Origin of the sequence: Neobacillus sp. OS1-32 (genome assembly GCF_030915425.1) — a bacterium.
GTDB classification, from domain to species: domain Bacteria; phylum Bacillota; class Bacilli; order Bacillales; family Cytobacillaceae; genus Neobacillus; species Neobacillus paridis.
On sequence record NZ_CP133263.1, the window covers coordinates 2349080 to 2375272 of the forward strand.

The 26193-nt window shown below is 43.2% G+C and carries 20 protein-coding genes; 7 read left to right on the forward strand and 13 right to left on the reverse strand.

What is annotated here, in order from left to right; genetic code table 11:
- Nucleotides 1-363 precede the first annotated feature (363 nt).
- The 3 genes from RCG24_RS11815 to RCG24_RS11825 all read right to left on the reverse strand — a co-directional run bounded on the left by RCG24_RS11815 (nt 364) and on the right by RCG24_RS11825 (nt 2491).
- Entirely contained in the window at nt 364-1110 is a 747-nt protein-coding gene (locus tag RCG24_RS11815; RefSeq protein WP_308077048.1) for a C39 family peptidase, read from the reverse strand.
- Between the two features lie 156 nt (nt 1111-1266).
- On the reverse strand, nt 1267-1713 hold the full coding sequence (locus RCG24_RS11820; RefSeq protein ID WP_308077049.1) for a threonine/serine exporter family protein: 447 nt from the start codon (nt 1711-1713) through the stop codon (nt 1267-1269).
- Between the two features lie 16 nt (nt 1714-1729).
- Complete coding sequence (locus tag RCG24_RS11825) at nt 1730-2491, reverse strand: threonine/serine exporter family protein (RefSeq protein WP_308079164.1); 762 nt, start codon at nt 2489-2491, stop codon at nt 1730-1732.
- A gap of 192 nt (nt 2492-2683) precedes the next feature.
- Between RCG24_RS11825 and RCG24_RS11830 the strand changes: the two genes are divergently transcribed.
- Nucleotides 2684-4762 (forward strand): carbon starvation CstA family protein, encoded by a 2079-nt coding sequence (locus tag RCG24_RS11830; RefSeq protein ID WP_308077050.1) that lies wholly within the window; start codon nt 2684-2686, stop codon nt 4760-4762.
- Nucleotides 4752-4955, forward strand: a complete 204-nt coding sequence (locus RCG24_RS11835; protein ID WP_202654913.1) for a YbdD/YjiX family protein — start codon at nt 4752-4754, stop codon at nt 4953-4955. The genes RCG24_RS11830 and RCG24_RS11835 overlap by 11 nt, the downstream gene beginning before the upstream one ends.
- 94 nt (nt 4956-5049) lie before the next feature.
- On the opposite strand, the gene RCG24_RS11840 is transcribed toward RCG24_RS11835, so the two are convergent.
- From RCG24_RS11840 to RCG24_RS11850, 3 genes are all read right to left on the reverse strand, one after another.
- Entirely contained in the window at nt 5050-6462 is a 1413-nt protein-coding gene (locus tag RCG24_RS11840; RefSeq protein ID WP_308077051.1) for a glycoside hydrolase family 18 protein, read from the reverse strand.
- An 82-nt stretch (nt 6463-6544) separates the two neighbouring features.
- Nucleotides 6545-8359 carry a DNA helicase RecQ gene (gene recQ / locus RCG24_RS11845; protein WP_308077052.1) on the reverse strand — a complete coding sequence of 605 codons (1815 nt, stop codon included), beginning with the start codon at nt 8357-8359 and terminating at the stop codon, nt 6545-6547.
- A 157-nt stretch (nt 8360-8516) separates the two neighbouring features.
- Nucleotides 8517-9617, reverse strand: a complete 1101-nt coding sequence (locus tag RCG24_RS11850) for an Ig-like domain-containing protein (protein WP_308077053.1) — start codon at nt 9615-9617, stop codon at nt 8517-8519.
- Between the two features lie 136 nt (nt 9618-9753).
- On the opposite strand from RCG24_RS11850, the gene RCG24_RS11855 reads away from it, so the two are divergent.
- Entirely contained in the window at nt 9754-10437 is a 684-nt protein-coding gene (locus RCG24_RS11855; protein WP_308077054.1) for an Ig-like domain-containing protein, read from the forward strand.
- Between the two features lie 113 nt (nt 10438-10550).
- On the opposite strand, the gene RCG24_RS11860 is transcribed toward RCG24_RS11855, so the two are convergent.
- The 3 genes from RCG24_RS11860 to RCG24_RS11870 all read right to left on the reverse strand — a co-directional run bounded on the left by RCG24_RS11860 (nt 10551) and on the right by RCG24_RS11870 (nt 14643).
- Nucleotides 10551-12116 carry a fatty acid--CoA ligase gene (locus RCG24_RS11860; protein ID WP_308077055.1) on the reverse strand — a complete coding sequence of 522 codons (1566 nt, stop codon included), beginning with the start codon at nt 12114-12116 and terminating at the stop codon, nt 10551-10553.
- Nucleotides 12117-12323: 207 nt separating this feature from the next.
- Nucleotides 12324-13478 (reverse strand): thiolase family protein, encoded by a 1155-nt coding sequence (locus RCG24_RS11865; RefSeq protein ID WP_308077056.1) that lies wholly within the window; start codon nt 13476-13478, stop codon nt 12324-12326.
- Nucleotides 13479-13497: 19 nt separating this feature from the next.
- Nucleotides 13498-14643, reverse strand: a complete 1146-nt coding sequence (locus tag RCG24_RS11870) for an acyl-CoA dehydrogenase family protein (protein ID WP_308077057.1) — start codon at nt 14641-14643, stop codon at nt 13498-13500.
- Between the two features lie 365 nt (nt 14644-15008).
- Between RCG24_RS11870 and RCG24_RS11875 the strand changes: the two genes are divergently transcribed.
- On the forward strand, nt 15009-15971 hold the full coding sequence (locus tag RCG24_RS11875; RefSeq protein WP_308077058.1) for a D-2-hydroxyacid dehydrogenase: 963 nt from the start codon (nt 15009-15011) through the stop codon (nt 15969-15971).
- 170 nt (nt 15972-16141) lie between these two features.
- Here the strand turns inward: RCG24_RS11875 and RCG24_RS11880 are convergent, their stop codons facing one another.
- The 4 genes from RCG24_RS11880 to RCG24_RS11895 form a co-directional block, all read right to left on the reverse strand.
- Nucleotides 16142-18898, reverse strand: coding sequence for a dynamin family protein (locus tag RCG24_RS11880; protein WP_308077059.1), 2757 nt, complete (start codon nt 18896-18898; stop codon nt 16142-16144).
- Between the two features lie 226 nt (nt 18899-19124).
- Nucleotides 19125-19847: an amino acid ABC transporter ATP-binding protein gene (locus RCG24_RS11885; RefSeq protein ID WP_308077060.1), complete on the reverse strand. Its 723-nt coding sequence runs from the start codon at nt 19845-19847 to the stop codon at nt 19125-19127.
- Entirely contained in the window at nt 19844-20500 is a 657-nt protein-coding gene (locus RCG24_RS11890; protein ID WP_202654905.1) for an amino acid ABC transporter permease, read from the reverse strand. Before RCG24_RS11890 ends, RCG24_RS11885 begins: the two co-directional genes overlap by 4 nt.
- Nucleotides 20501-20579: 79 nt before the next feature.
- Nucleotides 20580-21413, reverse strand: coding sequence for a basic amino acid ABC transporter substrate-binding protein (locus RCG24_RS11895; RefSeq protein WP_202654904.1), 834 nt, complete (start codon nt 21411-21413; stop codon nt 20580-20582).
- 347 nt (nt 21414-21760) lie between these two features.
- On the opposite strand from RCG24_RS11895, the gene RCG24_RS11900 reads away from it, so the two are divergent.
- From RCG24_RS11900 to RCG24_RS11910, 3 genes are all read left to right on the forward strand, one after another.
- Complete coding sequence (locus RCG24_RS11900) at nt 21761-24022, forward strand: nitric-oxide reductase large subunit (RefSeq protein WP_202654903.1); 2262 nt, start codon at nt 21761-21763, stop codon at nt 24020-24022.
- Between the two features lie 286 nt (nt 24023-24308).
- Complete coding sequence (locus RCG24_RS11905) at nt 24309-24644, forward strand: MerR family transcriptional regulator (protein WP_202654902.1); 336 nt, start codon at nt 24309-24311, stop codon at nt 24642-24644.
- 147 nt (nt 24645-24791) lie between these two features.
- The gene (locus tag RCG24_RS11910) at nt 24792-26051 is read left to right on the forward strand and encodes an ammonium transporter (protein WP_202654901.1); all 1260 of its coding nucleotides are present in this window, start codon (nt 24792-24794) and stop codon (nt 26049-26051) included.
- Nucleotides 26052-26193 lie beyond the last annotated feature (142 nt).

A 26193-nucleotide genomic window follows, 5' to 3' on the forward strand; every position in this document is an offset into this window, starting at 1 on the left:
ATTGTGCTTTACTTTTTATGTAACTTGATTAGACAAATGTAGGAATATTTTCTGGCTCCACTATTGTTTTAACGGAAAGACTTATTCACACTGGAACGGCCTCGGAGCCGTAAGGATGTAAGAGAGGTAGGGCTTACGTCGTTTAGGTTATTAAACCTACAGTGGAAAATGTATCGCGGCAATTTATCGTTGAATTTTTACATGCTGAAAACTAGCAAATGAACATGCACCTTTCAGGTTACAAAAATATAGCTATATAAAGCAAAATCGAAGGCAGAGGATGTTTATTCCCCTGCCTTCGTCAATGATATCGATTTATGCCGCCTAAACGAATGGAAAAACCACCGTTATAGAGGTTTCCCATTATTTTTCGATGACAATGGCTTGTCTGCCCATTTGCTCCCAGGCTTTAATAAAATACGTCCGGTTGCATTTGCGATTCTTCACTCCATAAGGGTCGTTCACATATACATACTTGTCATCATAACCAGTTATGGCGACGCTGTGCTCGCTAAAGGTAATGTTTATTTTTCCCTGAGGTGTGTTCCATGTTTTAAAATTCGAAACAGGAGTAAAATTGACCGTGGTAACAATCCAAACGGGGTGCCCTTGGCTGATCTTTTTTAATAGATCTGTAAATGGACTGTTTGTTAAATTCACCGCTTTATCGCCAGCATATTTCTTAGCAAGAGCAAACATGGGTCCATTATAGACCCCAAGACCGGGTCCACGTTCCATATTGCCGACAAACCCGACATTCGGATTTCCTTTTAATCCATTCGGGTATGTAAAAGGGACTCTTTTAATATTTTTCGCCAGCTCGTTTTTCGAAACCTTTACTCCGTTATAGTTAAGGACCATTGCCATGCTGGCAACCTCACATCCATTATAAAGCCTCGGATTGTCCATCTGATTAATTAACGGTACATCCAAGATCTTGCTTTTGGGTAAAATGGGTTTGTATGATTGCAGGGCAAGCTGGCGTGTCTTCAATGGTGCAGCTTGTTTCACTGCCACTGGAGCCGCTTGCTTAGCCTTAACGTCTAAAATTGATTTTACCCCAAAAAAGGAAAATGCCAAAATCACAACGATTATGATCCATTTTTTCATATAATCTTTTCATTCCTTGTAAAACATTTTAGGGAAAAGTTATTCAACCTACCATACCATATATTACGATAGTTTTAAAGGGGAATTCGTTCATATCCAATAAGTGGCATTGTTATGATAAAAATCTATGGGCTGTGCAAGTTGTTCCTAAACCATTTAGCCTTTTCCCCTGTAGGCAGTTACTTTTTTGATGATTTGGTTGATAACCTCGGAAAAGACAAGTCCGAATGCAATCGTTCCGGCCAGCATTAGAACTTTTGCTGCCGAAGCAATAGCCATATTATAATCGTTTTCGACAATATTCCGCATCGAATCATAGGCGAGACCACCGGGTACAAGCGGAATAATTCCGGCAACAGTAAAAATAATCACTGGCGTTTTATAAACCTTCGCCATTTGCTGGCCCAAGACAGCGATAAAAACAGTTGCCAACAATGTGGCCAAAACCGCATTGCCAAAATAACCATTTAAAATATAATAAATCAGCCAGCCGCCCATACCGATCAGCCCGCATCTGATTAATGATTCCTTTGGTATGTTAAAAATGACGCCAAAGGCGGCGGTGGCAAAAAAGCTGGTTATTAATTGGGCAAGGATATCCATCTTACTTTACCTCGTTTCACAAAAATGATACAACTGCGGCAATTCCTGCCCCAATCGCGAAAGCTGTCAGAAATGCTTCTGCTCCCTTTGACAGCCCGGCTACCAAATGCCCCGCCATTAAATCCCGAATGGCATTTGTCACTAACAGTCCCGGAACCAAGGTCATCACAGAACCAATGATGATTTTATCTAATTGATGCCCAAACCCCATTTTTACGAAAAAAAAGGACATCAGACCAATGATAAACGACGCCAAAAATTCTGAGAAAAATTTAACCGGAACAAAACGGTGAAAATAAACGTAGCTTAGAAAGCCAGCCCCTCCGGTCAGCATTGCCGGAAGAAAATCATTCCAGGTCCCATTGAACATAATCATGAAACAGCCGCTTGCCAGTGACGCTGCAACAACTTGGATCCTAAAGGGGAATGTTAAGTCCATCGAATGGATTTCATTCAATCGTTCAGCCGCTTCTTGTAAATCAATCTCACCGTTGGAAATTCCTCTTGAAATGCTGTTGACCAGATCGACCTTTTTCAAATCTGTTGAGCGTTCGGATATCCTGATTAGTTTCGTTCTGGTAGGGCCGGTGCCCTCAGCCGAAAAAATAATTCCCGTGGGCGTAACATAACTATGTGTCTGTTTAAGCCCAAATGAAGCGGCGATCCGCGTCATCGTATCTTCCACGCGGTACGTTTCACCGCCGGATTGCAGCATAATTTTTCCAGCCAGCAAACAAACATCCATGATCTCTTTTGTTTGTAACGCTTGTTCTTCCATCTTCTCACCACATAACTTCTTCATTATTTATCTAGTTTAAGGCAAAATAAGTTTTTTTAGCAAGAATCATTGCAACATTATGCGTTAAGACGAGAATAATGGGTAATTTCCACAAAAATGGATAATAGGTGTTTTAATTTTCCGAATAATTAAATATAATATAGCCATACTTTGGGAAAGGTGGGTATATATTTGAAAACGTTAAAGTCTATTTTGATATGGGGGGTCATTGCTGCGTTGGGTGCAGTAGGATTTGCTGTAATGGCCTTAAAGCGTGGGGAAACCATAAACGCCATTTGGCTGCTAACTGCTGCCATCTGCGTGTACGCGATTGGCTACCGTTTTTACAGCAAATTTATTGCCGAAAAGGTTTTTCAACTCAATGACCGTCGAAAAACTCCCGCAGAAATTCATAATGACGGGAAGGACTATGTCCCGACGAACAAATGGGTCCTTTTTGGCCATCACTTTGCGGCGATTGCTGGAGCAGGGCCGCTAGTTGGTCCAATCTTGGCCGCGCAAATGGGTTACCTTCCGGGGACTCTCTGGATTGTCGTTGGAGTTGTCTTAGCCGGTGCCGTTCAAGACTTTATTATTCTCTTTGGTTCGATGCGCCGTAATGGTAAATCCCTTGGTGAAATGATCAAGGATGAAATGGGTAAGTTTACTGGTATCATTTCGATGGTCGGTATTTTAGGGATCATGGTCATTTTATTAGCTGTGTTGGCACTGGTAGTTGTGAAAGCGCTCGTAGGCAGCCCTTGGGGTATGTTCACAATTGCGGCAACGATTCCAATTGCGATTTTCATGGGGATTTATATGCGTTTTATTCGGCCCGGCCGCGTTGGCGAAGCTTCCTTAATTGGAATTATTTTATTACTAATTTCCTTATTTTTAGGACAATCGGTTGCCGAAAATCCAACTTTAGCCGCTATGTTTACCTTTAAAGGGGAAACGATTGCCATTATGATGATTATTTATGGTTTCATCGCTTCCGTCTTACCAGTATGGCTGCTGTTGGCACCACGGGACTACTTGAGTACGTTCTTAAAGGTTGGAACCATTTTTGCCTTGGCAATAGGAATTATCGTTGTTGCCCCAAATCTTGAAATGCCTGGTGTAACGAAGTTTATCGATGGAACAGGTCCTGTTTTCGCCGGCAACCTCTTCCCGTTCCTATTTATTACGATTGCCTGCGGTTCTGTTTCCGGATTCCACGCCCTCGTCTCTTCCGGTACAACACCTAAAATGATTGAAGTCGAGTCGCATGCCCGCCCAATTGGCTATGGAGCAATGTTGACTGAATCATTTGTTGCTGTTATGGCGATGATTGCTGCCTGTGTGCTCCATCCAGGGGTATATTTTGCGATTAACAGCCCGGCAGCATTAATTGGAACAGATGTCGTTCAAGCCGCAAAAGTCATTACAAACATGGGCTTTACCGTTACACCGGAAGATTTAAGTACGATTGCAAAACATGTTGGGGAGTCAACAATTCTATCGAGAACCGGCGGGGCGCCGACGCTGGCGATTGGGATGGCGGTTATTTTCTCAAAAGTCATCGGCGGTGAAGCCTTGATGGCATTTTGGTATCACTTTGCGATTCTCTTTGAAGCCTTATTTATTTTAACAACGATTGATGCAGGGACCCGTGTCGGCCGATTTATGATCCAAGACTTGATTGGTACTGTTTATAAACCATTTGCCAAAACAGAAGCATTAATTCCAAATATTATTGCAACTGCTTTATGTGTAACCTTCTGGGGTTACTTCCTCTATCAAGGGGTAGTCGATCCGCTTGGCGGTATCAATACACTGTGGCCGTTATTTGGAATTGCCAACCAAATGCTTGCTGGGATAGCTTTACTGCTTGGTACAACCATCCTGTTTAAAATGGGGAAAAAAGCCTACACATGGGTTACATTGATCCCAACAACCTGGCTGTTAATTGTCACTTTAACGGCTGGCTGGCAAAAGCTGTTCCACGAAAATCCAAAAGTTGGCTTTCTGTCCCATGCGAAAATTTTCCAAGATGCATATAATGAAGGAAAAGTGCTTGCTCCAGCGGCAAATGCTGCTCAAATGAAGCAAGTATTAATGAACGACTATGTGGATGCTGCACTTTGTGCTATTTTCATGATTGTTGTTCTGGTCGTGTTAATTTCTGCACTGCGGATTTGGTTTAAGGTCATTGTAGGTCATAAACTGCCCTTACATGAGGCGCCATATGTGCCTCGTGATGGAGGAGATGTCACCAATTATGCTGGATAAATTACGTAAATTCAATACCTACCGGAAGCAGTTTCTCAGCCTTCTGGTTGGAGTTCCAAGCTATGAAACTTACGTTGAGCATATGAAATCGCACCATCCTGGTGAGCCGGTAAAAACCCGGAAAGAGTTCTTCTGTGAGGCTCAAGAAGCACGATACAATGCAAAAGACGGGAAGGTTTCACGCTGCTGCTGATGAATGGCATTTTTAAAAACAGACCCCATCGAATGAAACGATAGGGTCTGTTTTTTTAACCATGGATTATGTCAGCCCGTCATTTGTTTTTGGTTTAAACTTTCTTGACCGTAAAGTTAGCCGCCTGCACCAGCCAGTTCTGCGGGAAGGGGTTTCCTAACACCCAATAGCTGATCCCGCGGAGCTTGTATGCTTTGACAGTATCATATTTCGCCTGCATACTGCGGGCATCCTCAAACCATACTTCATGCTGCTGTCCGGTTTCATCGACGTAACGGAAGTATGGAGATTGATAGGTTTCATCAAAGCTGATGGCAACCCCATATTTGGCGGCGATGTTGACGGCTTCCTTCGGACTGATAATTCTCGCCAGCGTTCCCTGCACCCAAGGAATCTTCCAATCATAGCCATATAACGGAACACCCATAACTATTTTATTGCGCGGGATTTCTGTTACAGCATAATTCAATACTTTTCGAACTTCACTGATTGGGGCAACAGCCCAAGGTCTGCCGCCAATCCAGCCCCACTCATACGTCATGATCACGACAAAATCGACGATCTCCCCATGTGCAGCGTAATCATGGGCCTCATATAATTGTCCTTTTTGGCCGGCTGTGATTTTGGGAGCCAGGGCAGTTGAAACGGAATATCCTTGCGGTCGCAGCCTGGCCACCACTTTTCGTAAAAAGTTATTATAATTTTCCCTGTCTCCGGGATTGACATATTCAAAGTCAATATTGACTCCAGCATAACCTTTCTGTTTTAACATCGTTAAAATATTGTCAATTAGTTTATCCTGAAGCTCCGGCGTTCCCAGAATTAACGCAGCCCGTTCGGCGCTAAACTTATTGCCGACAAAGTTCGTAATGACCAGAAGCGGGGCTGTATTTCTTTCCCGGGCAGTTCTAATGATGGCTTCATCATTTAACGCTGCAATGCTGCCATCTTCACCAACACTGTGACTAAATGGGCTGACATAGGTAAAGTAAGACGTCAGTGGGGCGACAATGTTTGCCCCAGTTGTCCCCATATCAGTTACATAGGCATTTACCTCAATCACCGGTTTAGGTGCTTCCGGAATTCTCAGCCTTTGCCCGACATAAATCATCGCTGCGTTCTGAATTTGATTGGCTTGAACAATGGCACTAACAGTTGTGCCATAACGACTGGCAATCGCTGATAGAGTTTCTCCTGATTGAACAGTATGGTATAAAATAGGAATTGTCAGTACCTGGCCAACGTAAATTTTTGTCGGGTCAGTCAGTTGGTTTGCGTTTATGATTTCCTGCATTGTTACGCCTAAGCGCTGGGCAATCGCCCAAAGAGTATCGCCACGTTGGACAATGTACTGCTGATAGGGCGCCGGAATAACCAAGGCTTCCCCGAGCACCAGCTGATTTGGATTATCTAAGCCGTTCGCGGCAGCGATTTGATTGATCGAAATCCCGTACATTTGCGAGATACGCCAGAGCGTGTCGCCGCTTTTTACCACATGAATTCTCACAAAGACCACCCCCTAAAAAGTGTGTTCCATTGGATTTGACACCTTCTTTACCATATTCAGAGGGTGGGATATGTGTTAATGCCTATTGCTTTTTGTTAGGAGGTGCCTCCAGTTCATTGGAGTAATTAGGATGTTCTTCTAGGAAAGTACGAATAGCTTGAATGAAATCAGCGCCATATTTCTGCAGCTTATATTCGCCAACACCCCCTACCTGCAAGAATTCCTCGTTTGTTTTTGGCAGTTTAGCACACATATCCTTAAGCGCCGCATCGGAGAATATCACAAATGGCGGTACATTTTCTTGAGTGGCAATTTGTCTCCTAATCTCACGTAATGTTTCAAATAACGGATCACTAATGGAAACCTGTTTTACCTGCACAGTCTCCCGGCGAAAAACTTGCGCATTTCCTAGTAAAATATCTTTTCCCTTAGGTGAAACGTAAAGGGTCGGAAACGTTCCCTGTTCAATTCCGATTAATTCCTGGGAAATTAAAAATTCAATAAAATCACTGACGTCCTTTGCTCCTTTATCTTTCATGATTCCATAGGTTGATAGTCTGTCAAAGCCAAGCTCGATAACCTTCTTATTTTTAGAGCCGGTAAGCACCTGGGCGGTTAAGGTCTTGCCAAAACGCTGGCCCATGCGAATTACACAGGACATAACCATTTGTGCCTCTTTCGTCACATCCATTTGCATTCGGGAATCAGTGCAGTTGCCGCATCTGCCGCAAGGTTCTGTTTCAGTCTCGCCAAAATAATGCAAAATAAATTCCTGAAGACAGCTCTCTGTGTGACAATAATCAACCATTTGCTGCAGTTTTTCTAGCTCCTGGGTGATTCTGCTTCTGTCGCTGGATTGTTCAATTAAGAATCGCTGAATCTGAACATCCTGCGGCGAATAAAGGACAATACACTCACTTTTCAACCCATCTCTTCCTGCACGCCCGGCTTCCTGATAATAGCTTTCCATGTTTTTCGGAAGCTGCCAGTGGATGCAGTAGCGGATATTGGATTTGTCGATCCCCATCCCAAAGGCTGAGGTCGCCACCATTACCGTAGCTTTGTCGGTAAGAAACCGGTCCTGCTCTTGACTGCGTTCTCCTTCCCCCATTCCGGCATGATAGCGCGCAACATTAATATTTTCCCGCCTTAATCTTTCATAAAGCTGGTCAACATTTTTTCTTGTTGCTGCATAGATAATGCCTGATTCTTTGGCATTCTTTTTCAAATAGCCTAAGAGAAACTTTAACCGGTCTTGCCCTTTTATGACGGAGAAAGAAAGGTTCTCCCGTTCAAAACCGGTAATGATCATGTTTCTTTCATCAATTTTAAGCAGGCTGCAGATGTCTTCACGGACTCTCGGAGTTGCTGTCGCCGTCAAGGCAAGGACCTTCGGCGTTTGCGGCAGACCTTGGATTAAGCGCTGAATTTGCCGGTAGCTTGGGCGGAAATCATGTCCCCATTGGGAAATACAGTGGGCCTCGTCAACCGCCACTAGAGGAATGTCCATTTGTCTTAAGTCCTCCAGAAATTCTCGGGATTCCAACCGTTCCGGTGCTATGTACAGCAGTTTGTAGGCTCCCTGCCTCGCCGCTTGCATTCGATCAAAGGACTCCTGGAAGCTGAGCGAACTGTTAATGAAAGTGGCCGGTATCCCGGCCTGAACAAGGGTATCGACTTGGTCCTTCATAAGTGAAATCAGCGGGGATATGACAATCGAGGTGCCCGGCAAAATAAGAGCAGGAATTTGATAGCAAATCGACTTCCCGCCGCCTGTCGGCATTACACAAATCGTATTATTGCCGGTTAATACCGAGCGGATCGCCTGTTCTTGGCCTTTTCTAAAGGAGTTGTAACCAAAATAGGATTGTAATAGGGGTTGCGCTTTTTCAAACAAAATTGCTTCTCCTCTCGCTATAGGTATAAAATTTACTGACTCTATTATAGCGCTTATCTTTTAGGTTTGAAAAAACAGATTCTCCCTTTTGGTTTTTAACTGTTCTACACCCACAAAAAAGTGAGGGAAGAAACCACTCTGGTTCCTTCCCTCACTTTTATTTTACTTTTGCGATAACTGTTTTTGCATTCCCATAAGAATCTTTTGCGACCACTGTTAATTTTGTGTTCTTCTTTTGCGGCTTGATTTTAAGTTTGTAAAATCCTTTTGCATCCGATTTGCCGCTTCCGATTGTTTTACTTCCTATTTTTACAGCAATGGACACTTTAGCTTCGGTTTTTCCACTTATATATTTACTCGAAGTGTAAACTTTATTGACCGTTAGAGGCGGAGCGGTTTGGTCTGCTACTTTCACTACAGTAGCTTTACTTGTGTTTCCAGATGAATCTTCAGCTATAAAGGAAAGTTTCGTTCCAGCCTTGAATGGTTTTGCAAGGGTAAGTTTAAATTTACCGTCCGTACTGGCTTTTACTGTTTTAAAAATTTTGCTGCCGTTTTTAATGGTGACCGTTGATGTCGCTTCCGCTTTTCCGTTAATGGTTTTATCATTATCATCAATCGGGTTTACTTTTGGTGCGGCTGGCGGTGTCAAATCCAGCATATTAGCCAATAGGACGTAGTTATCATATGATGCGATATCGGCTAAATTTGTTGCAGCAATATAATAGGTCCCAGGTTCAACAGGCAGTACTCGGTAATCAACTTCCCCGCTAGTTCCATAATCCACTGGTTTAACAATTTCCTCATTTGAATTAAATAACCCAAACCCTAAATCAGTTTGATAATCGGAATACTCCATAATAATCCCAAGCCAAAGATATCCGGATTCCGGAACTTTAATCCTATAAAAATCTAAATCTCCATTTCCATACACATCGTAACTAAAATCACCAACAGCCCCAATTCCTAATCCAAGTGGATTTGCAAGAGAAGGAAAATCATTTGGTTCAGTTTCTATTATGTAATCATTTTCTGATGCTAGTTTCTTAAATCCATTACGGTTGGGAATTTTCATGATTTTACTAACATCTAAATTATTAAACTTTGAAGTAACCTGACTAGAGTGATTTTCATTCCTTATTTCCTCGATATCTTTCTTAAAATCAGTTGTAGGTATAGCTGTACCGACCGCCGTTGATGGAAAACCTGTTAATAGCATTGCCGCAGCCATTCCTGTGTACAATAATTTCTTTTTCAATTATCTCTCCCCCATTATCTATAAGTTTTGGTATCGTCCTAAACTCTACTTCAAATTGTTTCTAATAAAGAACGATTTATAAACGATATAACATACATAGAATAAAACTCCAACTCGTATTTTTAATAAAATAAATTTGATATTAGCTGGATGGGATCCTTCAAAAGGTCAACTCGTAACAGGTTCACGCGTACAAAAAATGACATTAGACAATGGTACTGTCCTTGATCGCAATGATAATTCTACAGAAATTGTATTGGCCTCCAACGATTTTGAAATCGCCGGCGGGGATGGATATACGATGTTTCGCAGCATTAAAAACATTGGTGAAGGCGATGTACTCGATGTTTTATTTGAAAAATATATCATAAAGTTAACAAAAGAAGGAAAAGGTGCCTTCTCTATTGCAAGCAGCCAAAATCGGATTAAAGCAATCACTAATTATCAGTATCAACCGTACTCAGCATCCATCACTGTAAAAAATGAATGGATAGTGGCGAAAAAAGCCGGTAAGGCGGTTATTGCCGTTAAAACCATCTCAGGCAATAAAACGGCAAAAGGTACAATTACCGTTGTTGAACCTGTCAAAAGTGTGAAGCTTTCTAAGGCCAAACTAACTTTAAAAGTGGGCCAAAACTCAACCATTAAAGCAATGATTAACTCAGCAAATGCCACAAATAAAAAAGTCGTATGGACATCCAGCAATAAATCCATTGCAACAGTAAATGCAAAAGGTAAAATTATTGCTAAAAAACGCAGCACAGTCAAAATTACGGTTAAAACGGTTGATGGTGGAAAAAAGGCAGTATGTAAAAATTAAGTAAGAATATTTGCTCACTAAAAAGGGGCTCAAGGCCCCTTTTACTGCTGTCTGTTTCGTACAGGTAATTGCTAAATTCAATGACTTTTAGTCTTTACCATTAAAAACCGTTCTTATGAACCTTGGGTGAAGAGCTCCTCAAGCTGTTTGCGGAGTACAAATTTCTGGATTTTACCGCTGGCATTGCGCGGAAGTGCTTCACAAAAAACATATTTGCGGGGGCGTTTATAATTGGCAAGACTGTTGCTATTTTTACAGAATTCATTTAAATCCTGCTCAGTCACATTTGGATCCTTTTTCACTACAAAAGCGCTAACGGTTTCACCCCAGCGATCATCAGGCTGACCGACCACAGCAACATCCAGTACACCGGGGTGGCTATGCAATAAATCCTCAACCTCCCGCGGATAAATATTTTCTCCACCACTGATGATCATGTCATCGACCCGGTCATTGACAAACAGATAGCCTTCTTCATCGAGATAACCGATATCGCCTGAATGGTACCAACCCTTATACATTGCTTTTTCCGTCGCTTCTTTACGATTGTAATACCCCAGCATCATACAAGGTCCTTTGACCACTATTTCGCCCGTTTCCCCAGTAGGGACGACATCATCGGGATCGGATGGACCGTCTTCCCGCGTACGGACAACGCGGATATCATGATTTAACGCGGCCTGCCCCGCGGACCCGGCTTTTCTAAGCTGATCCTTTTCTGAAAGGAAGGTAATCGCTGGTCCCATCTCCGTCATCCCATATGCTTGAATCAAGGAAATCCCCAAGCGATCATGAAGTGCATGCACCAACGACGGCGCCATTGGAGCTGCTCCGTACAAACCAATCTTCAGGCTGGATAAATCGTATTGGCTTAAGTCTTCCTGCAAGAGCATATTCCACATCGTTGGCGCGGCAAAAAACTTTGTAATCTTTTCCTGTTCAATTAATGAGAGGATGGCTTTTGGATTAAACTGGTGCAATATGACGTTTTTGGCACCGGCATTGATCCTTGGCAGAAAGGCACAATGCAGCTCGGCACAATGAAACATCGGCGCCGTCACAAGACCTACATCCTCCTTCTCAAGCTTTTGAGCAGCAATACAAAGTAAGGCTTGATCCACCATGTTGCGATGACTGTGCATCACACCCTTTGGTCTTCCTGTTGTCCCACTTGTGTAAATGAAGGCATAGACATCGTTTTCGTCAACTTCAGCCTGAATATCATCCGTTGAAGCTGCTGCCACTTTCTCCTTGTAGCTAGCAGCATAGGCAGGCGGCTCTTCATCAATAAACCAAAAGGAGATCTGAGGAAAACGGCCAGCAATCGATGACACGACAGGCTCTAACGCTTTTTCAAACAGCACTGCCTTTGGGGCGGCATCGCTCAATATAAACGCCACTTCCTCAGGGGTAAGGCGGAAATTTATCGGATTGAATATTGCTCCAATCTTAGTACAGGCGAAAAAGGCGGTTCCCAATTCTTCAGTATTAAAGGTGAATGTCGAAACCCGGTCCCCTTTTTTGACCCCTTCTTTTAAAAGGGCATTGGCAAGGCGGTTTACCTGTTCGCTCCATTCTTTAAACGTATAGCGGAGATTTTTTCGAACATCATACAGCGCTTCCTTGTTTGGATACTTTTTTACCGTTAAATCAAAAATTTTTCCAATCGTTGTCGTCATAGCCATCGCCTCCATTTTTTTGCTATTCGGCGGGCAACCGAAATGAAACGGAATGATTGCCCTTATCGTAAAAAAACTGATTAGTTTTTTTTCTGGTTTTTAGTCCATAGCCTCCTATAATGGTTTCGGTGACAGTTGGGTTATTAGCGATTTTTTGAGTTATATTAGCGATTCCAGTACTTTTATTAGCGATTCGGAATCTACCTCTTAATCAGTCCGTTCCAGGATCGTCGCGTTCGCCATGCCATGACCTTCACACATCGTTTGCAGCCCGTAGCGGCCGCTGCGGCGCTCTAACTCATGCATCATTGTTACCATTAAGCGGGCGCCACTTGCTCCCAGCGGATGTCCGAGAGCAATGGCTCCACCGTTTGGATTCAGCTTTGCAGGATCAGCACCGGTTTCTTTTAACCAGGCGAGTGTTACAGGGGCAAACGCTTCATTGACTTCAAAGACATCGATATCATCAATCGATAAACCAGATTTCTCCAGAGCTTTCTGTGTTGCCGGAATAGGTCCTGTCAGCATTAAAGTTGGGTCAGAGCCGACAACGACCCGGGTATGAACGCGGAATCGCGGCTTTAATCCCAGTTCTTCCGCTTTTTCCCGCGACATGAGCAATAGCGCTGCGGCCCCGTCACTGATCTGGCTTGAATTTCCGGCATGAATCACCCCGTCTTCCTTAAATGACGGTTTGAGTCCAGCTAATTTTTCCAATGATGTATCTTTTCTTGGCCCGGAATCTGCGTTAACTATCATTTTGCTGCCATCAGAAAGAGGTATTTCAACCGGGAAGATTTCACGTTCAAAATAGCCTGAGGCTTGAGCCTTCACCGCTCTTTGATGGCTTTCCAAGGAAAATTGATCAAGCTGTTCGCGGGTAAAGCCATATTTTTCGGCAATCCTTTCGGCAGACAAGCCCTGATGGATCACTTCATACCTGCTTGTTAAATTTGCGCTAAACGGTTCAGCTCCTTGATAATTAGAGCCTATTGGCACACGGGACATGTTTTCCACACCGCCGGCGACGACTATATCCATATCACCCGCCAAGATTGCCTGAGCGGCAAAGTGAACAGCCTGCTGGCTCGAGCCGCACTGACGGTCAATCGTGGTACCAGGCACTTCAATCGGAAATCCGGCAATGAGTGCAGCTACTCTGGCAATATCACCTGCCTGTTCACCTGTTTGGGAGACACAGCCTAAAATGACATCATCGATCAGCGCCGGATCGATGCCAGCACGGTTGACCAATTCCCTTAATGTGAGTGCTGCCAAATCATCAGGCCGGATTTCCTTCAGTACGCCATTTCTTCTTCCAACAGGGGTACGGACCCCTTCTACGATAACTACTTCCCGCATTTTGCTTTTTCCTCGCTTTCTATAACCCTAAATTTTTTGCAATGATCGTCTTCATAATTTCATTTGTGCCGGCATAAATGCCAGCAACGGGGATGTCGCGGAATCGTCTGGCAATCTCGTATTCTTCCATATAGCCGTACCCTCCGTGAAGCTGCATGCATTCAACAGCAATTTTTCTGGCATTCTCTGTCAGCTTCCATTTTGCCATCGATACTTTTGTTACTACATCATGCCCTTCAATATGTTCGGCAATTAACTGGTCCAGGAAGGTACGACTCATTTGAATTTCTGTCGCCATTTCAACAATCTTAAACTGGGTATTTTGGAATGAGCTGATTGGCTTTCCAAACGCTTCCCGGCTTTTGACATAATCAATCGTCATTTGCAGCATCACTTCTGAGGCCGTTTGCGCCCCAATGGCTACAAGGAGCCGTTCCTGCTGCAATTTTTCCATTAAATACAGGAATCCCTTCCCTTCTTCACCGAGAAGGTTCTCTTTCGGTACACGACAGTCCTCAAAGATCAATTCAGCTGTGTCTTGAGAGTGAAGACCGACCTTATTCAGCTTTCGCCCTCTCGAAAATCCAGGTGCTCCGCGCTCAATGACGAGCAGGCTGACTCCTTTATGCTTTGGCACCGCGGTCGGGTCTGTTTTGACCGCGACAACAACCAAGTCAGATTGTATCCCGTTCGTTATGAATGTTTTTTGTCCGTTGACAATATAATAGTCTCCATCAAGCTTAGCCGTTGTTTTAATATTGGCTAGATCCGAGCCTGTGCCCGGCTCGGTCATCGCAATTGCCGTGATGATTTCTCCGGTGACACACTTTGGCAGCCAGCGTTGCTTTTGCTCTTCAGTACCGTAAGAGTTGATGTACGGAACAACAATATCATTATGGAGTCCAATTCCGATAAGGCCTGTTCCAACCTTTTCTAATTCTTCGTTAATAACAACTGAAAAACCCCAGTCAACCCCGCTGCCACCGTATTTCTCCTCAATATTCGGACAGAGAAAACCCTGCTCGCCCATTTTTGTCCAAAAGGAGCGCGGTATTATCCGATCCTCTTCCCATTGTTCATAAAAGGGATATGCTTCTTTTTCCAAAAACTTTCGTAGCGATTTGCGGAAAATTTCATGGTCTTCATTTAAGTAGGGATGGTTCATCGCTATAATCCTCTCTTTCTAATGGAAACGCTTTCTATTCTATTGTAACAGAAGTTTTTGAATATTTTTACTATTAAAATTAAAAAGAAAAGTAAAATTGTGTCCCCCCGCCCCTCTAACTGGTCAAAAAGAACTGCCATTCCACCGTTTGAGAGGATATTCCTGATGACGGCTCCACCAGTCTGGAGGCCCCGTCTGTGACAAATACGCAGCGTTCTTTTTTGTTTTTCAAATAAAAGAATAAATTCATGAGGTGAAAAATCCGGAAAATTGCAGAATCAACTCGGATAATTTAATATCATATCTCTGCAAAAATCCGTTATGATTAAAATAAACAAACTCAAGCCATCTGGAGGTGTTATTGGATGAATAACCGAAAATTAGTCATTACCTATAACCTGTCACAAAACTTACTTGATCAAGTTAAAGAGCTGATTCCCGGATGGGAACTGATTGCTTCAAAGGAGCAAACCGTCTGGCAAGAGCATGTAAAGGATGCGGAAGTCATTGCCGGCTGGAAAAGTCGGCTTGATGAATACTGCTTAGGTCAAGACTCAAAGCTGAAGTGGCTGCAAACCTGGAGTGCCGGAGTCGATTCATTACCGCTGAAAAAATTAGCAGCGGCAAATATTTTCTTAACAAGCGCCAATGGCGTTCATGCATATCCAATCTCGGAAACCATTTTTGCCATGATACTCGGGTTAACCCGGAAAATTCATACATATGTCAAAAATCAGCAGGAAAAAGTATGGCATCATGCGCAGATGAAACAAGAAATTCATGAAAAGACAATTGGCATTATTGGCGTGGGGGCAATCGGAAGCGAAACGGCTAAAATTGCCAAAGCCTTTGGAATGAAAGTACTAGGGGTGAGAAGCTCGGATAGACCAGCTGAGTTTGTCGATAAAATGTATACCGCCAGCCAGCTGCATCTTGTGCTGCCGCAGTGTGATTATGTTGTTGTCACTTTGCCGCATACAAAGGAAACGCATCATTTATTTGGTGCAGAACAATTTAAGCAAATGAAACCTAGCACCTATTTTATTAATATCGGCCGTGGTCAGATTGTAATCGAAGATGCATTGGTACAGGCTCTACAGGAAGGAACTATTGCTGGTGCCGGGCTGGATGTGTTCGAAACGGAACCACTGAATGCCGACAGTCCGCTCTGGGAGATGGACAACGTCATCATCACGCCGCATACAGCCGGTTCCACCGAACATTACGACCAGCGGGTGGTGGAAAATATTTTAATCCCCAATTTGAAAAACTACCTTTCCGGGCAAAAGCCTTCTGTCAATCTTGTTGATTATTCAAAAGGGTACTAGAAAACAAGAACCGCTCCTTTCTAGGGCGGCTCTTGTATTATCGGAGAAATGGTTTTCTGTCCATTGAAGCGAAGTTCATTTCCTTTTAGAAGTGCCCCAATCAAAACCTCTTACGCTCTGAAATTAATAAAAAAGGAGGTACCCGCCAAGGTTCCCCCTAATCAAAATTCCTAATAGACCGCTTGCATCCCTTTCCCCGCTACGGTCATCCATTCAAACTGGCGCAGGCGTACTTCGAACAGTGTCAGCGGGTCGCGGAACATCTCCGGATTCGTATTCATTTGGTCAAGCAGTTCCCGGTTCGTCTGAATTTCCGAATGGACCTCTTCGACAGTATCATTCAAAATCGCCAACGGACCTTTAAAAAACATGCTGACATCGCGCTCAAGTGATTTTTCAAACAGCTCAAACGGTTGGAAAAACTGTTGTCCCACTGTCGCGGCAACATCCAAATACTCTTCATTTTCGACAAAAGCTTTAAATTTATTGTAAAGCATCGCTTTATTTTGCGCCAACGCTCCAAATAGCTTGCCCGCACTCTTTAGTAAAAGCTGTGACGGTGTCCGACGCAGAAGAATATTAACTTTTTCAAGCCGGAAGCCGCTTGTCATCCGCTCCGTATCACGACGCCAATCATCCAGTACTTTAAAATCACACGAAAGCGTTAACCGTTCTTCTCCAAACATATTATTAAAGCCCTCCGCAAGCTCATTGAGGAACTCCTGACTTTGTGCAAACTCGATCTTACTGGTCTCAATCCAATCCTGAAGCAAACGGAAATATTTAGGCATCATTTGCTCTCCTAAAAACTGCTGCAGTTTATGGTTAATCTCGTCATTCAAATCCAAATGAATTCTCGTAAAATCACTATTCTCCTTGATCAATCCGGAACACTCCCGCAACATTTTCGGAACGGTATCAGCAATTTCCTTCTCAATCGTGTTCTTAATCTCACGATAGGACTTTGCCAGCGTTTCCGTTTTATTGGCGACCAGATCAACCAATTGATTGACCGCACCATTGAGTTTCGAATGCATGTCTTCATTCCAGCGCACGGCCTCAACTAATTGGTTCTCAACATCAATCCGCTTCTGCAAAAATCCGGAAAGCAACATCCGGATATAGAATAAAAGTTTTGCCAGACGTTTATCCTTCATATTTCTTGTATTTTTAATAGACTTGATAAAAGCTTGCAAGTCCTCCTGTTCCTGCTTACGGTCATAGCGAATTGACGAGACAAATACCTTGGCATCAGGCAGGAATGAATGAATCGCAGCCTCTGTTTCTCGATAGATGCGCAGCGCATCATTTTCATCCGCAATTGTATCCAATTTACTCAATAGAAAGTGAATTGGAATGTCTGGCACCAACTCCTGGATTTGCAGCAATGCTGCTTGTTCTTTATCTGCAAATGCGGTATTGGCATCAAGGACATACAAAATCGTATCGGCAACATGGAAATTTTTCAAAATCTCATCACGGTCCTGATGACCACCGCCTTTTAATCCCGCGGTATCCATAATCGCAATGCTATTTTGGCGCAAAAATCCGTTGGGCTGGCAAAACTCAATGATTGATTCCGAGGCATTCCGGAGCCGATCCATTCGTTCTTGGAAATCGGTAAATCCAGCAAGCGGTGTAATCGAGGCATCGGTTACTTCACTTATTTCCAGTTCATCAGCATATTTAAACATGATCGCCATAGAAGTCGGACTGTCCTGCAAATCCTCACCCAACAGCGTGTTGATAAAAGTTGATTTTCCACTGCCGGAAAGACCTGTCACCAGCATGTGATAGGTTTGAAAATCAAGCAATTGCTGGACGATCCATTTTACCCGGTTATTCTCTCCCATATCATAGGTGTCCGCCCATTTTATGATAGATTGAAATAGTGTAAGGCACTCTTCCAATTCATCCGATTCAAATTCAAGCTTACTGATTAGTTCCTCTGACTCTTTCACAATGGACACACTAAGGCTGCCCGGAAACATTTCATTCCATGATAATACAGCTGCCGCCGCGATAACGATATGCTCATGATCCGCCAACCGAAGCCAATTTGTTAACAGGTCGGGAAGAAGTCCGTTAATTTCCTTGATAAAATACCTGCCGCTAATCAAGCGTAAATAGGCATCTTTATAAAGCGCTGACAGCACCTTCCAATGATCCTCACGCTTCAAGTCGAGATTTAATAACAAATGATTGACTTCATTTAGCCAAGAAAAATAAGTATCCTCCTGTCGGCAGCTATCCAAAAACGCCGTCACCAGTTGTTCAAACTTATCCTTGTCGCGGTAAAAGAGCAGTGCCAGGGCATGGGAAAAATAACTTGGAGCAATAACTTGGGTTTTCCCATTTTTCACATAACCACAGAGAATATCAAACCATTCCAGCGACTCCGTTCGTTTCGCTTCATTAACCGCGAGTTCTACAGCATTTTCCCAATCCTGCTGCTCTTCAAAAAAAGCACGGGCCCTAGATGTGACATTGGGATAATCCGGATTCGCTAAAATCGCCTTTTTGATCGTCGAAACGGCGGCATCCAGCTTGCCGCGGTCGATGTACAGTGCAAATAATTTCAGTGCCACTTCAGTATTAAGTGTCGGATTATCGGATTGAATGGATGTATAAATATCTTCTGCGGTCGGCGCCATCCCTAACTCAAAATAGGCATCGGCAATGTTTTTTTTCGCCCATGGTTCCAGCTCGTTGATAATGTTCTCCCATTTAAAAATCGCCGTCTCGTAATCTTTATAATGAAAATATACCTCTCCCTGGGCAAAGCGGATATTCGACAAGTCCGGAACATCCTTTTTCGCCTCTTCCTGAAAAACCTCTCCCAGGACGCGGGCCGGATCGATATTTTCATGTTCATTGATGAACATTTTATAGTAAGTTTTCTGGATTAATTGCTGCTCTAACGTCATTTCTTTCCCTCCAATTGCTTGCAATCTATATCATTCATATGGAAAAGTGACATATTTATTCTAAATACTATTCGAACAAGACAAACGTTTTATGTCCTCTTTTTCATTTTATCAAAGAATTCGTGTTAAAGGTGCCGATATTGCCTCATTAATTTAAAACGATAGCGCCAAAGAGTTGTCCATATTGTTTTAAAAAATAAGAGACTGCCATGATAGCAGTCTCCGATTACAATACTTTACTTAAAAATGATTTGGTTCGTTCTTCCTTCGGATTTTCGAATAGCTCCTTCGGCTCCCCTTCTTCGACAATGATGCCCCCATCCATGAACAGCACCCGATCGCCTACCTCGCGGGCAAAGCCCATTTCATGGGTCACGACGACCATGGTCATCCCTTCTTTAGCCAGCTGTTTCATGACCTCAAGAACCTCGCCGACCATTTCCGGGTCAAGAGCCGAAGTCGGCTCATCAAACAGCATGATTTTCGGCTCCATCGCCAAAGCTCTGGCGATAGCCACCCGCTGTTTTTGACCGCCTGATAAAGAATCGGGGTATACTTCCGCCTTGCTCTCCAAACCTACTTTGCGCAACAGTTCCAAGCCTTTGGCCCGTGCCTTCTCATCCGGCACTTTTCGAACTTTGACTGGCGCCAGCATAATATTTTCAATCACTGTTTTATGGGGGAATAAATTAAATTGCTGAAACACCATTCCCACTTCGGTCCGAACCTTATTGATATCGGTTTTTTTGTCAGTAATATCAATTCCTTCAATCAAAACATGACCGGCCGTAATCGTTTCTAACATGTTAATACAGCGGAGAAAAGTAGATTTCCCGGAACCAGAAGGTCCAATTACCACTACTACCTCCTGGGGTTTGACGGTCACATTGATTTCTTTGAGAACCTCGTTTGTTCCGAATATTTTTTTCAACTGTTTGACTTCGATCATTCCGTTGCCAGCCTCCTTTCAAGACGCGATAAAAGAAAACTTAAAGAAAGCGTCAACACTAGGTAAATGGCGGCGGAAGTCAAGTACGGCTCCCATGCCCGCATATATTGCCCCTGCATTGCCCGTCCCCAATACATCAACTCTGGTGCGGCTATCAGGGCGGCAAGTGAAGAGTCCTTAATTAAGACAACAAACTCATTACCAAGCGGCGGGATCATCCGCTTAAATGCCTGTGGCAAAATGACATATCTCATCGCTTGAACATGCGTCATACCTAGAGAACGGGCGGCTTCTACCTGGCCTTTGTCAATCGATTGAATCCCCGCTCGAAAAATTTCCGCAATATAGGCCGCCGAATTAAGAGAAAGAGCTAGAATGGCGGCTACTATGGCATTGGTTGTCCCGAGAAATAGCGGGACAAGGCCAAAATGGACTAACAGTATTTGCACCATTAATGGCGTGCCGCGAAAAAAATTAATATACCATTTGAAAGGCAGAGCCAAAAGCTTCCTTTTCATCATTTTTCCCAGGCCGATTAACAGGCCGAGGACAGTTCCGATTAAAATACTTACGATTGAAAGTCCAATTGTTAATAATGTTCCCTTTAGAAAAAAAGGGGCATATTCTGCTATAAGGTCCCATCTGAAATCCATCTATCAACCCCCCTGACGGTTGTCACCTGTTATGTAAAAATTGCGTAACTGTCTGATGAGAAGTTACGCAATTTTTTAACTATTGCTGGTCTTTTAAAATTTGAATATCCGCTTCTTTATTAAACCATTTCTTATATATTTCGGCGTATGTGCCATTTTCAAACACTTTATTAATCGCTTTATCCAAATCCGCTTTCAACTCGCTGCCTTTTGGCAAGAGCAGCCCGTAGAATTCTTTTTCGAATGCTCCATCATCCTCGATCACAACGAAATTATCTTTAGGATTATTTTTCACATACGTATCAACGACGCCATTATCAGCTACAACTGCATCAGCACCGCCATTTTTCATCTCTAAGATTGCGAGATTGTTATTTTCAAATTTTTTAAGATCCTTGCTGTTTTTACCTAATATTTTTTCCGTTACCTCTTGACCTGTCGTTCCATTTTGTACGGCAACTACTTTCCCTTTCAAGTCTTGTGCACTTTTGATCGAGCTGCCTTTTGGCACTAGGATTTCATTTTTGGATAAGAAATATGGAACGGTAAAATCATACGTTTGCTTTCTCTCTTTGTTAATCGTAATCGCTGAAACAGCAAAGTCAGCCGTTTTCCCTTTAATTTCAACAAAGATTGGATCCCAGCCTACGTGTTCAATCTTTACATCGTAACCAGCTTCCTTTGCCACCGCTTTGACAAAATCAATATCAAATCCGACCACTTCCCCTTTATCCTGATATTCGAATGGTGCGTAAGCTGCATCTGTTACAACACGCAGCGTTTTCTTTTCGCCGCCTCCCTCATTTGTTTTACCGGTTTTACTTGTCCCGCCAGTCTCACTTGTTCCACAGGCAGAAAGCATTAGGACGAAAGCCACAACTACCAGTGTGATAACTAATCTCGTTTTCTTCATTTTTATCCTCCTGTTACTTTTTAAATAAAACAATTTATTAAAATGTTGATAATATTTAGAATATACAAGATTATACCTTTATTTAAGAAATTATTCAATCATTTTCTTCATTACCAAGTTAAAACATTAAATCCAGGTATTCTTGTAAATTTGCAGAAAAAGGTTTTTTACCATAATTCAATTGTTCTAAAATATACCTTTTCTCCCAAAGATCTTGCCTCAAATTATTATTCAGTTGGTAATTACCAAAATAATGAATTTTTTCATTTGGGGCGGGAAATATATTGGTTAGGATTTCCTGACACACGCCACAGGAATCCAATAAGATGGTAACTGGAGGTGTATTCATGCGATATACACGGCTATGGCTTAGCCTTGCAATTGTCTTTATAGCTTCTTTCGCTGTTCTAGGTTATTATGGCGGGCGGCTTCATAACACCATGCCGCCAATTCCCGACAGAGTGGTCGTATCGGACGGAACAATTCTGTACACAAAAAAAGATATTCAGGTTGGACAGAATGTCTGGCAGTCGATCGGCGGTCAGGAATTGGGCAGTATTTGGGGACACGGCGCCTATGTTGCCCCGGATTGGAATGCTGATTTTCTCCATCGAGAGGCGATGTGGCTGTTAAATCACTGGGCACAGGCTGACTTTGGAAAAAAATATTCTGATCTTGATGAAGAGAAACAGGCCGCACTTAAGGCGCGGCTAAAAAAGGCGATCCGTCCAAACACTTTTAATGAGCAAACTAGGGAGATTACCTTATCCCCGATTCGGGCGGAAGCGATTAGAAATGTCAGCAAGCACTATGCCGCGCTTTTCTCTGATGATCCCAGATTAGATAAGCTGCGTGAAGCATATGCGATGCCGAAAAATGTCATTAAGGACGACAATCGCCTGGCTGCTTTTATCAGCTATATATGGTGGACAACCTGGGCTACTGAAACCAACAGGCCGGGCGATACCGTAACCTACACAAACAACTGGCCAAATGAAGCATTAATTGATAACAAGCCGACAGGTGAAATGGTTGTTTGGTCAGTCGTCAGTTTTGTTTTACTGCTGGCCGGTATCGGTGGGTTAGCATGGTACTATGCAGCCCAGAAACATCATGAAATTGATGAGACTTATCCAGAAAAGGATCCGCTGCTCGCCTTATCACCGACCCCTTCGATGAAAGCAACGCAAAAATACTTTTGGGTGGTTGCGCTGCTTTGGCTTGTCCAAGTATTGCTGGGAGCCATCACCGGACATTATCAAGTCGAAGGCAGCGGATTTTACGGAATCCCGTTGGATAGGTGGCTTCCATATTCATTAGCCAGATCGTGGCACACTCAAATAGGAATTCTGTGGATTGCCACCGCCTGGCTGGCAACGGGGTTGTTTATGGCACCGGCTGTTTCCGGCTATGAACCAAAATTTCAGCGTTTTGGCGTTAACTTCCTATTTGTCTGCCTGCTGATAATTGTCGCCGGTTCGATGATCGGTCAATGGTTTGCCGTTCAGCAGAAACTAGGTCATACCACAAACTTCTGGTTCGGACATCAGGGGTACGAGTATACGGACACAGGGAGATTTTGGCAGTTATTCTTAACCGTCGGACTATTCCTCTGGTTATTCTTGATGGTTCGGGCGATGTGGCCGGCATTTAAAAATCTAAAGGAAAGCAAACACCTGCTGGCTTTGTTTTTAATTGCTTCTACAGCCATTCCGGTTTTCTATATTCCGGCGTTATTATGGGGACAGCATTCTAACCTGGCGATTGCTGAATATTGGCGCTGGTGGGTAGTACACCTTTGGGTGGAGGGTTTCTTTGAAGTATTTGCCACTGTCGTCATGGCCTTTCTTTTTACCAGAATGGGGCTGCTCGGGCTTCGAACAGCAACAACTTCGGTCCTGTTCTCAACGATCATTTTTTTATTTGGCGGAATCATCGGGACCTTCCACCATTTGTACTTTAGCGGAACCCCGGTTGGAGTCCTGGCATTTGGAGCCTCGTTCAGTGCACTTGAAGTTGTGCCGCTCGTATTAATTGGCTTTGAAGCTTATGAAAATGTAACTCGGAGCCGGGCCAAGCCATGGGTAACACAATATAAATGGCCGATTTCCTTTTTTATTTCCGTTGCCGTCTGGAATTTAGTCGGAGCAGGGTTGTTTGGCTTTTTTATCAACCCGCCGATTGCGCTTTATTACATGCAAGGGCTCAATACAACGCCCGTTCACGGACATACCGCTCTTTTCGGTGTATATGGGATGCTGGGAATCGGGTTAATGCTCTTCTGCTTACGTGGTTTAACCGTCAGAAAAGAGTGGAAGACAGGTCTGCTGAAATTCGCCTTCTGGGCAATTAACATCGGCTTGATCCTGATGGTCCTGTTAAGTCTTTTGCCAATTGGCTTAATGCAGACTTGGGCTAGTGTTCAGCATGGCATGTGGTACGCCCGTTCAGCTACCTTTATGTCGCGGGATATCGTTGCGACGTTTGTCTGGCTGCGAATCATTGGCGACAGCATTTTTGCGCTTGGCGGGCTGGCCTTGGCCTGGTTTATCATTGGTCTGAAGACCGGCTGGTCGCTTACCAGGGATCGAATTGACTACAAAGGATAACTCAGAAATATAAGATCAAATTAAAACACACGAGAATCGGGAATGCATACCGGTTCTCTTTTTTTGTAAGATTTTCTCCCTTTTGCGAAAACCATCACAATTTCTCCTTGGCAGATTATCTGACAAAAGTCAAGACAAAGCTGTAATTTTTAGTTAACCTTCTATAAAAAGAGAACTATGATAAAAAGGACTTTTCTTTATAATCAGATAATTTAGTTCGATATTATTATATAATGTAAGAAAATATAACAAAAGTTAATGAAACATGCGAGGTGACAGTGACCAAATGGCAGACGAAACAACTTATAAGGATAAAAAGGTAATTACCATTGGAATTGTTAGTGAACTAACCGGACTATCCGAACGGCAGATTCGTTATTACGAGGAACGCAAGCTGATTTTTCCTGAGCGTACACCTGGAGGAAGCCGAAAATATTCTTTTGCAGATGTTGAGTTACTCATGGAAATTGCCAATAAAATAGAAGACGGCGTGCAAACACATGAGATTAGAAAAGAAATGATCCGCGCTCAAAATAACCTTAATAAAGAAGTAAAAAGAAAAATGATTCAAGGACAATTAAATGCCCAGTTTGGTATACGGAATGGCCCGTTTTCAAAATGAAAAACGGCTTTTTTTATTTTTCTTAACCCACAAACAGCTTTCTCTCTAAAAATTTGCGTTAGATTATCTAACATATTTATGGAATATATACTTACATAAGTGTAAAAATAAGATCATAATTGACATCTACACAAGGAGGAGAAATTAATGAATACATTGTTTTTAATCAACAGCATGTGGGTAATGCTGGGGGCAGTCCTTGTCATTCTAATGATTGGAGGCTTTATTCTGTTAGAAACAGGGTCAACCAGGATGAAAAACGCCGGTCATATTGCAGGCAAAACAATACTTACTTTTTCCATTGGATCTGTTATCTTTTGGGCTGCAGGATATGGTTTAATCTTCGGCAGAGGAAATTCGTTACTTGGTTTTTCTAACTTTTTTTACTCAGGGTATGATATAGACGGCATGTCGCTGTCAGGAGCTGTTTTCTTTTTATTCCAACTGGCCTTTGCTGGAATTTCGTTAACTATCGCATTTGGCGGATTTGCTGAAAGAGCCAAATTAAGTGTTTATCTCATTTTTTCCGTACTATTTTCCTTAATTGTCTATCCTCCAATTGCCCACTGGATCTGGGGAGGCGGCTGGTTAGCCGAGCATGGAAAACAGGATTTCGCCGGTTCAACTGTGGTACATCTTACTGGAGCAATGGCAGCCTTGGCCGCCACCATTATCCTAAAACCGCGAATTGGAAAGTTCAATAAAGATGGTTCAGCCAATAATCTTGCTGGTCATAATCAAGTGTTTACAGCTTTAAGTGTCTTATTATTATGGGTCGGCTGGTTTGGGTTTAACGCCGGCAGCACATTATCGGTGGATAAAGGATTCTTTGGCTTTGTTGCCGTCAACACGAACTTGGCAGCAGCTGCCGGTACAATCGCAGCTATGCTCATCTCTTGGATTGTACTAGGAAAAGCCGATGTCCCGATGATGCTGAACGGGGCACTCGCCGGCTTAGTAGCAATCACTGCTTCCTGCGCTTTTGTCGAAACTTGGGCAGCCGCCGTAATAGGCTTTATTGCCGGGATTCTCGTATTTTACAGTATCCGATTCTTCGAAAAAATAAAAGTTGATGATCCGATTTCCGCCCTTTCCGTTCACGGAACTGCTGGAATTTGGGGCACCTTATCCACCGGCTTCTTTGCCACAAAAGAATTAGCCACGGTCGGTCAGCCAGGATTATTTTATGGCGGCGGTTTGCACCAGCTTGGCGTTCAAGCAATGGGTGTTCTGGTATGCGGTACATTTGCTTTCATCATTTCCTTTATTCTGCTTTCAATTATGAAAGCAGTCATGAACGGGCTGCGAGTGACAGAGGAAGAAGAAATGATCGGTCTTGACTTAAGCGAACACGGCAGCTACGGATATGCAGAACTTGTTAAAACAGAACAGAAACTCAATGCCTAATCCAACCTAGAGCTTACTCTAGTTTTTGGGGAAAGGGATCAAGTAAGGGGGAACAGTATCGACGAAAGCAGCTACTGAGAAAGTAAAAGCTTTGGCTTCAGAAAATGCCCTCTTACTATTATCCCCTCTATAATGATCCCCC

What these genes read in the sequence shown, in the direction of transcription:
- RCG24_RS11815 (WP_308077048.1), bottom strand. Translation starts at nt 1,110, where the DNA reads ATGAAAAAATGGATCATAATCGTTGTGATTTTGGCATTTTCCTTTTTT.
- RCG24_RS11820 (WP_308077049.1), bottom strand. Translation starts at nt 1,713, where the DNA reads ATGGATATCCTTGCCCAATTAATAACCAGCTTTTTTGCCACCGCCGCC.
- RCG24_RS11825 (WP_308079164.1), bottom strand. Translation starts at nt 2,491, where the DNA reads ATGGAAGAACAAGCGTTACAAACAAAAGAGATCATGGATGTTTGTTTG.
- RCG24_RS11835 (WP_202654913.1), top strand. Translation starts at nt 4,752, where the DNA reads ATGCTGGATAAATTACGTAAATTCAATACCTACCGGAAGCAGTTTCTC.
- RCG24_RS11860 (WP_308077055.1), bottom strand. Translation starts at nt 12,116, where the DNA reads ATGACGACAACGATTGGAAAAATTTTTGATTTAACGGTAAAAAAGTAT.
- RCG24_RS11865 (WP_308077056.1), bottom strand. Translation starts at nt 13,478, where the DNA reads ATGCGGGAAGTAGTTATCGTAGAAGGGGTCCGTACCCCTGTTGGAAGA.
- RCG24_RS11870 (WP_308077057.1), bottom strand. Translation starts at nt 14,643, where the DNA reads ATGAACCATCCCTACTTAAATGAAGACCATGAAATTTTCCGCAAATCG.
- RCG24_RS11875 (WP_308077058.1), top strand. Translation starts at nt 15,009, where the DNA reads ATGAATAACCGAAAATTAGTCATTACCTATAACCTGTCACAAAACTTA.
- RCG24_RS11880 (WP_308077059.1), bottom strand. Translation starts at nt 18,898, where the DNA reads ATGACGTTAGAGCAGCAATTAATCCAGAAAACTTACTATAAAATGTTC.
- RCG24_RS11885 (WP_308077060.1), bottom strand. Translation starts at nt 19,847, where the DNA reads ATGATCGAAGTCAAACAGTTGAAAAAAATATTCGGAACAAACGAGGTT.
- RCG24_RS11890 (WP_202654905.1), bottom strand. Translation starts at nt 20,500, where the DNA reads ATGGATTTCAGATGGGACCTTATAGCAGAATATGCCCCTTTTTTTCTA.
- RCG24_RS11895 (WP_202654904.1), bottom strand. Translation starts at nt 21,413, where the DNA reads ATGAAGAAAACGAGATTAGTTATCACACTGGTAGTTGTGGCTTTCGTC.
- RCG24_RS11900 (WP_202654903.1), top strand. Translation starts at nt 21,761, where the DNA reads ATGCGATATACACGGCTATGGCTTAGCCTTGCAATTGTCTTTATAGCT.
- RCG24_RS11905 (WP_202654902.1), top strand. Translation starts at nt 24,309, where the DNA reads ATGGCAGACGAAACAACTTATAAGGATAAAAAGGTAATTACCATTGGA.
- RCG24_RS11910 (WP_202654901.1), top strand. Translation starts at nt 24,792, where the DNA reads ATGAATACATTGTTTTTAATCAACAGCATGTGGGTAATGCTGGGGGCA.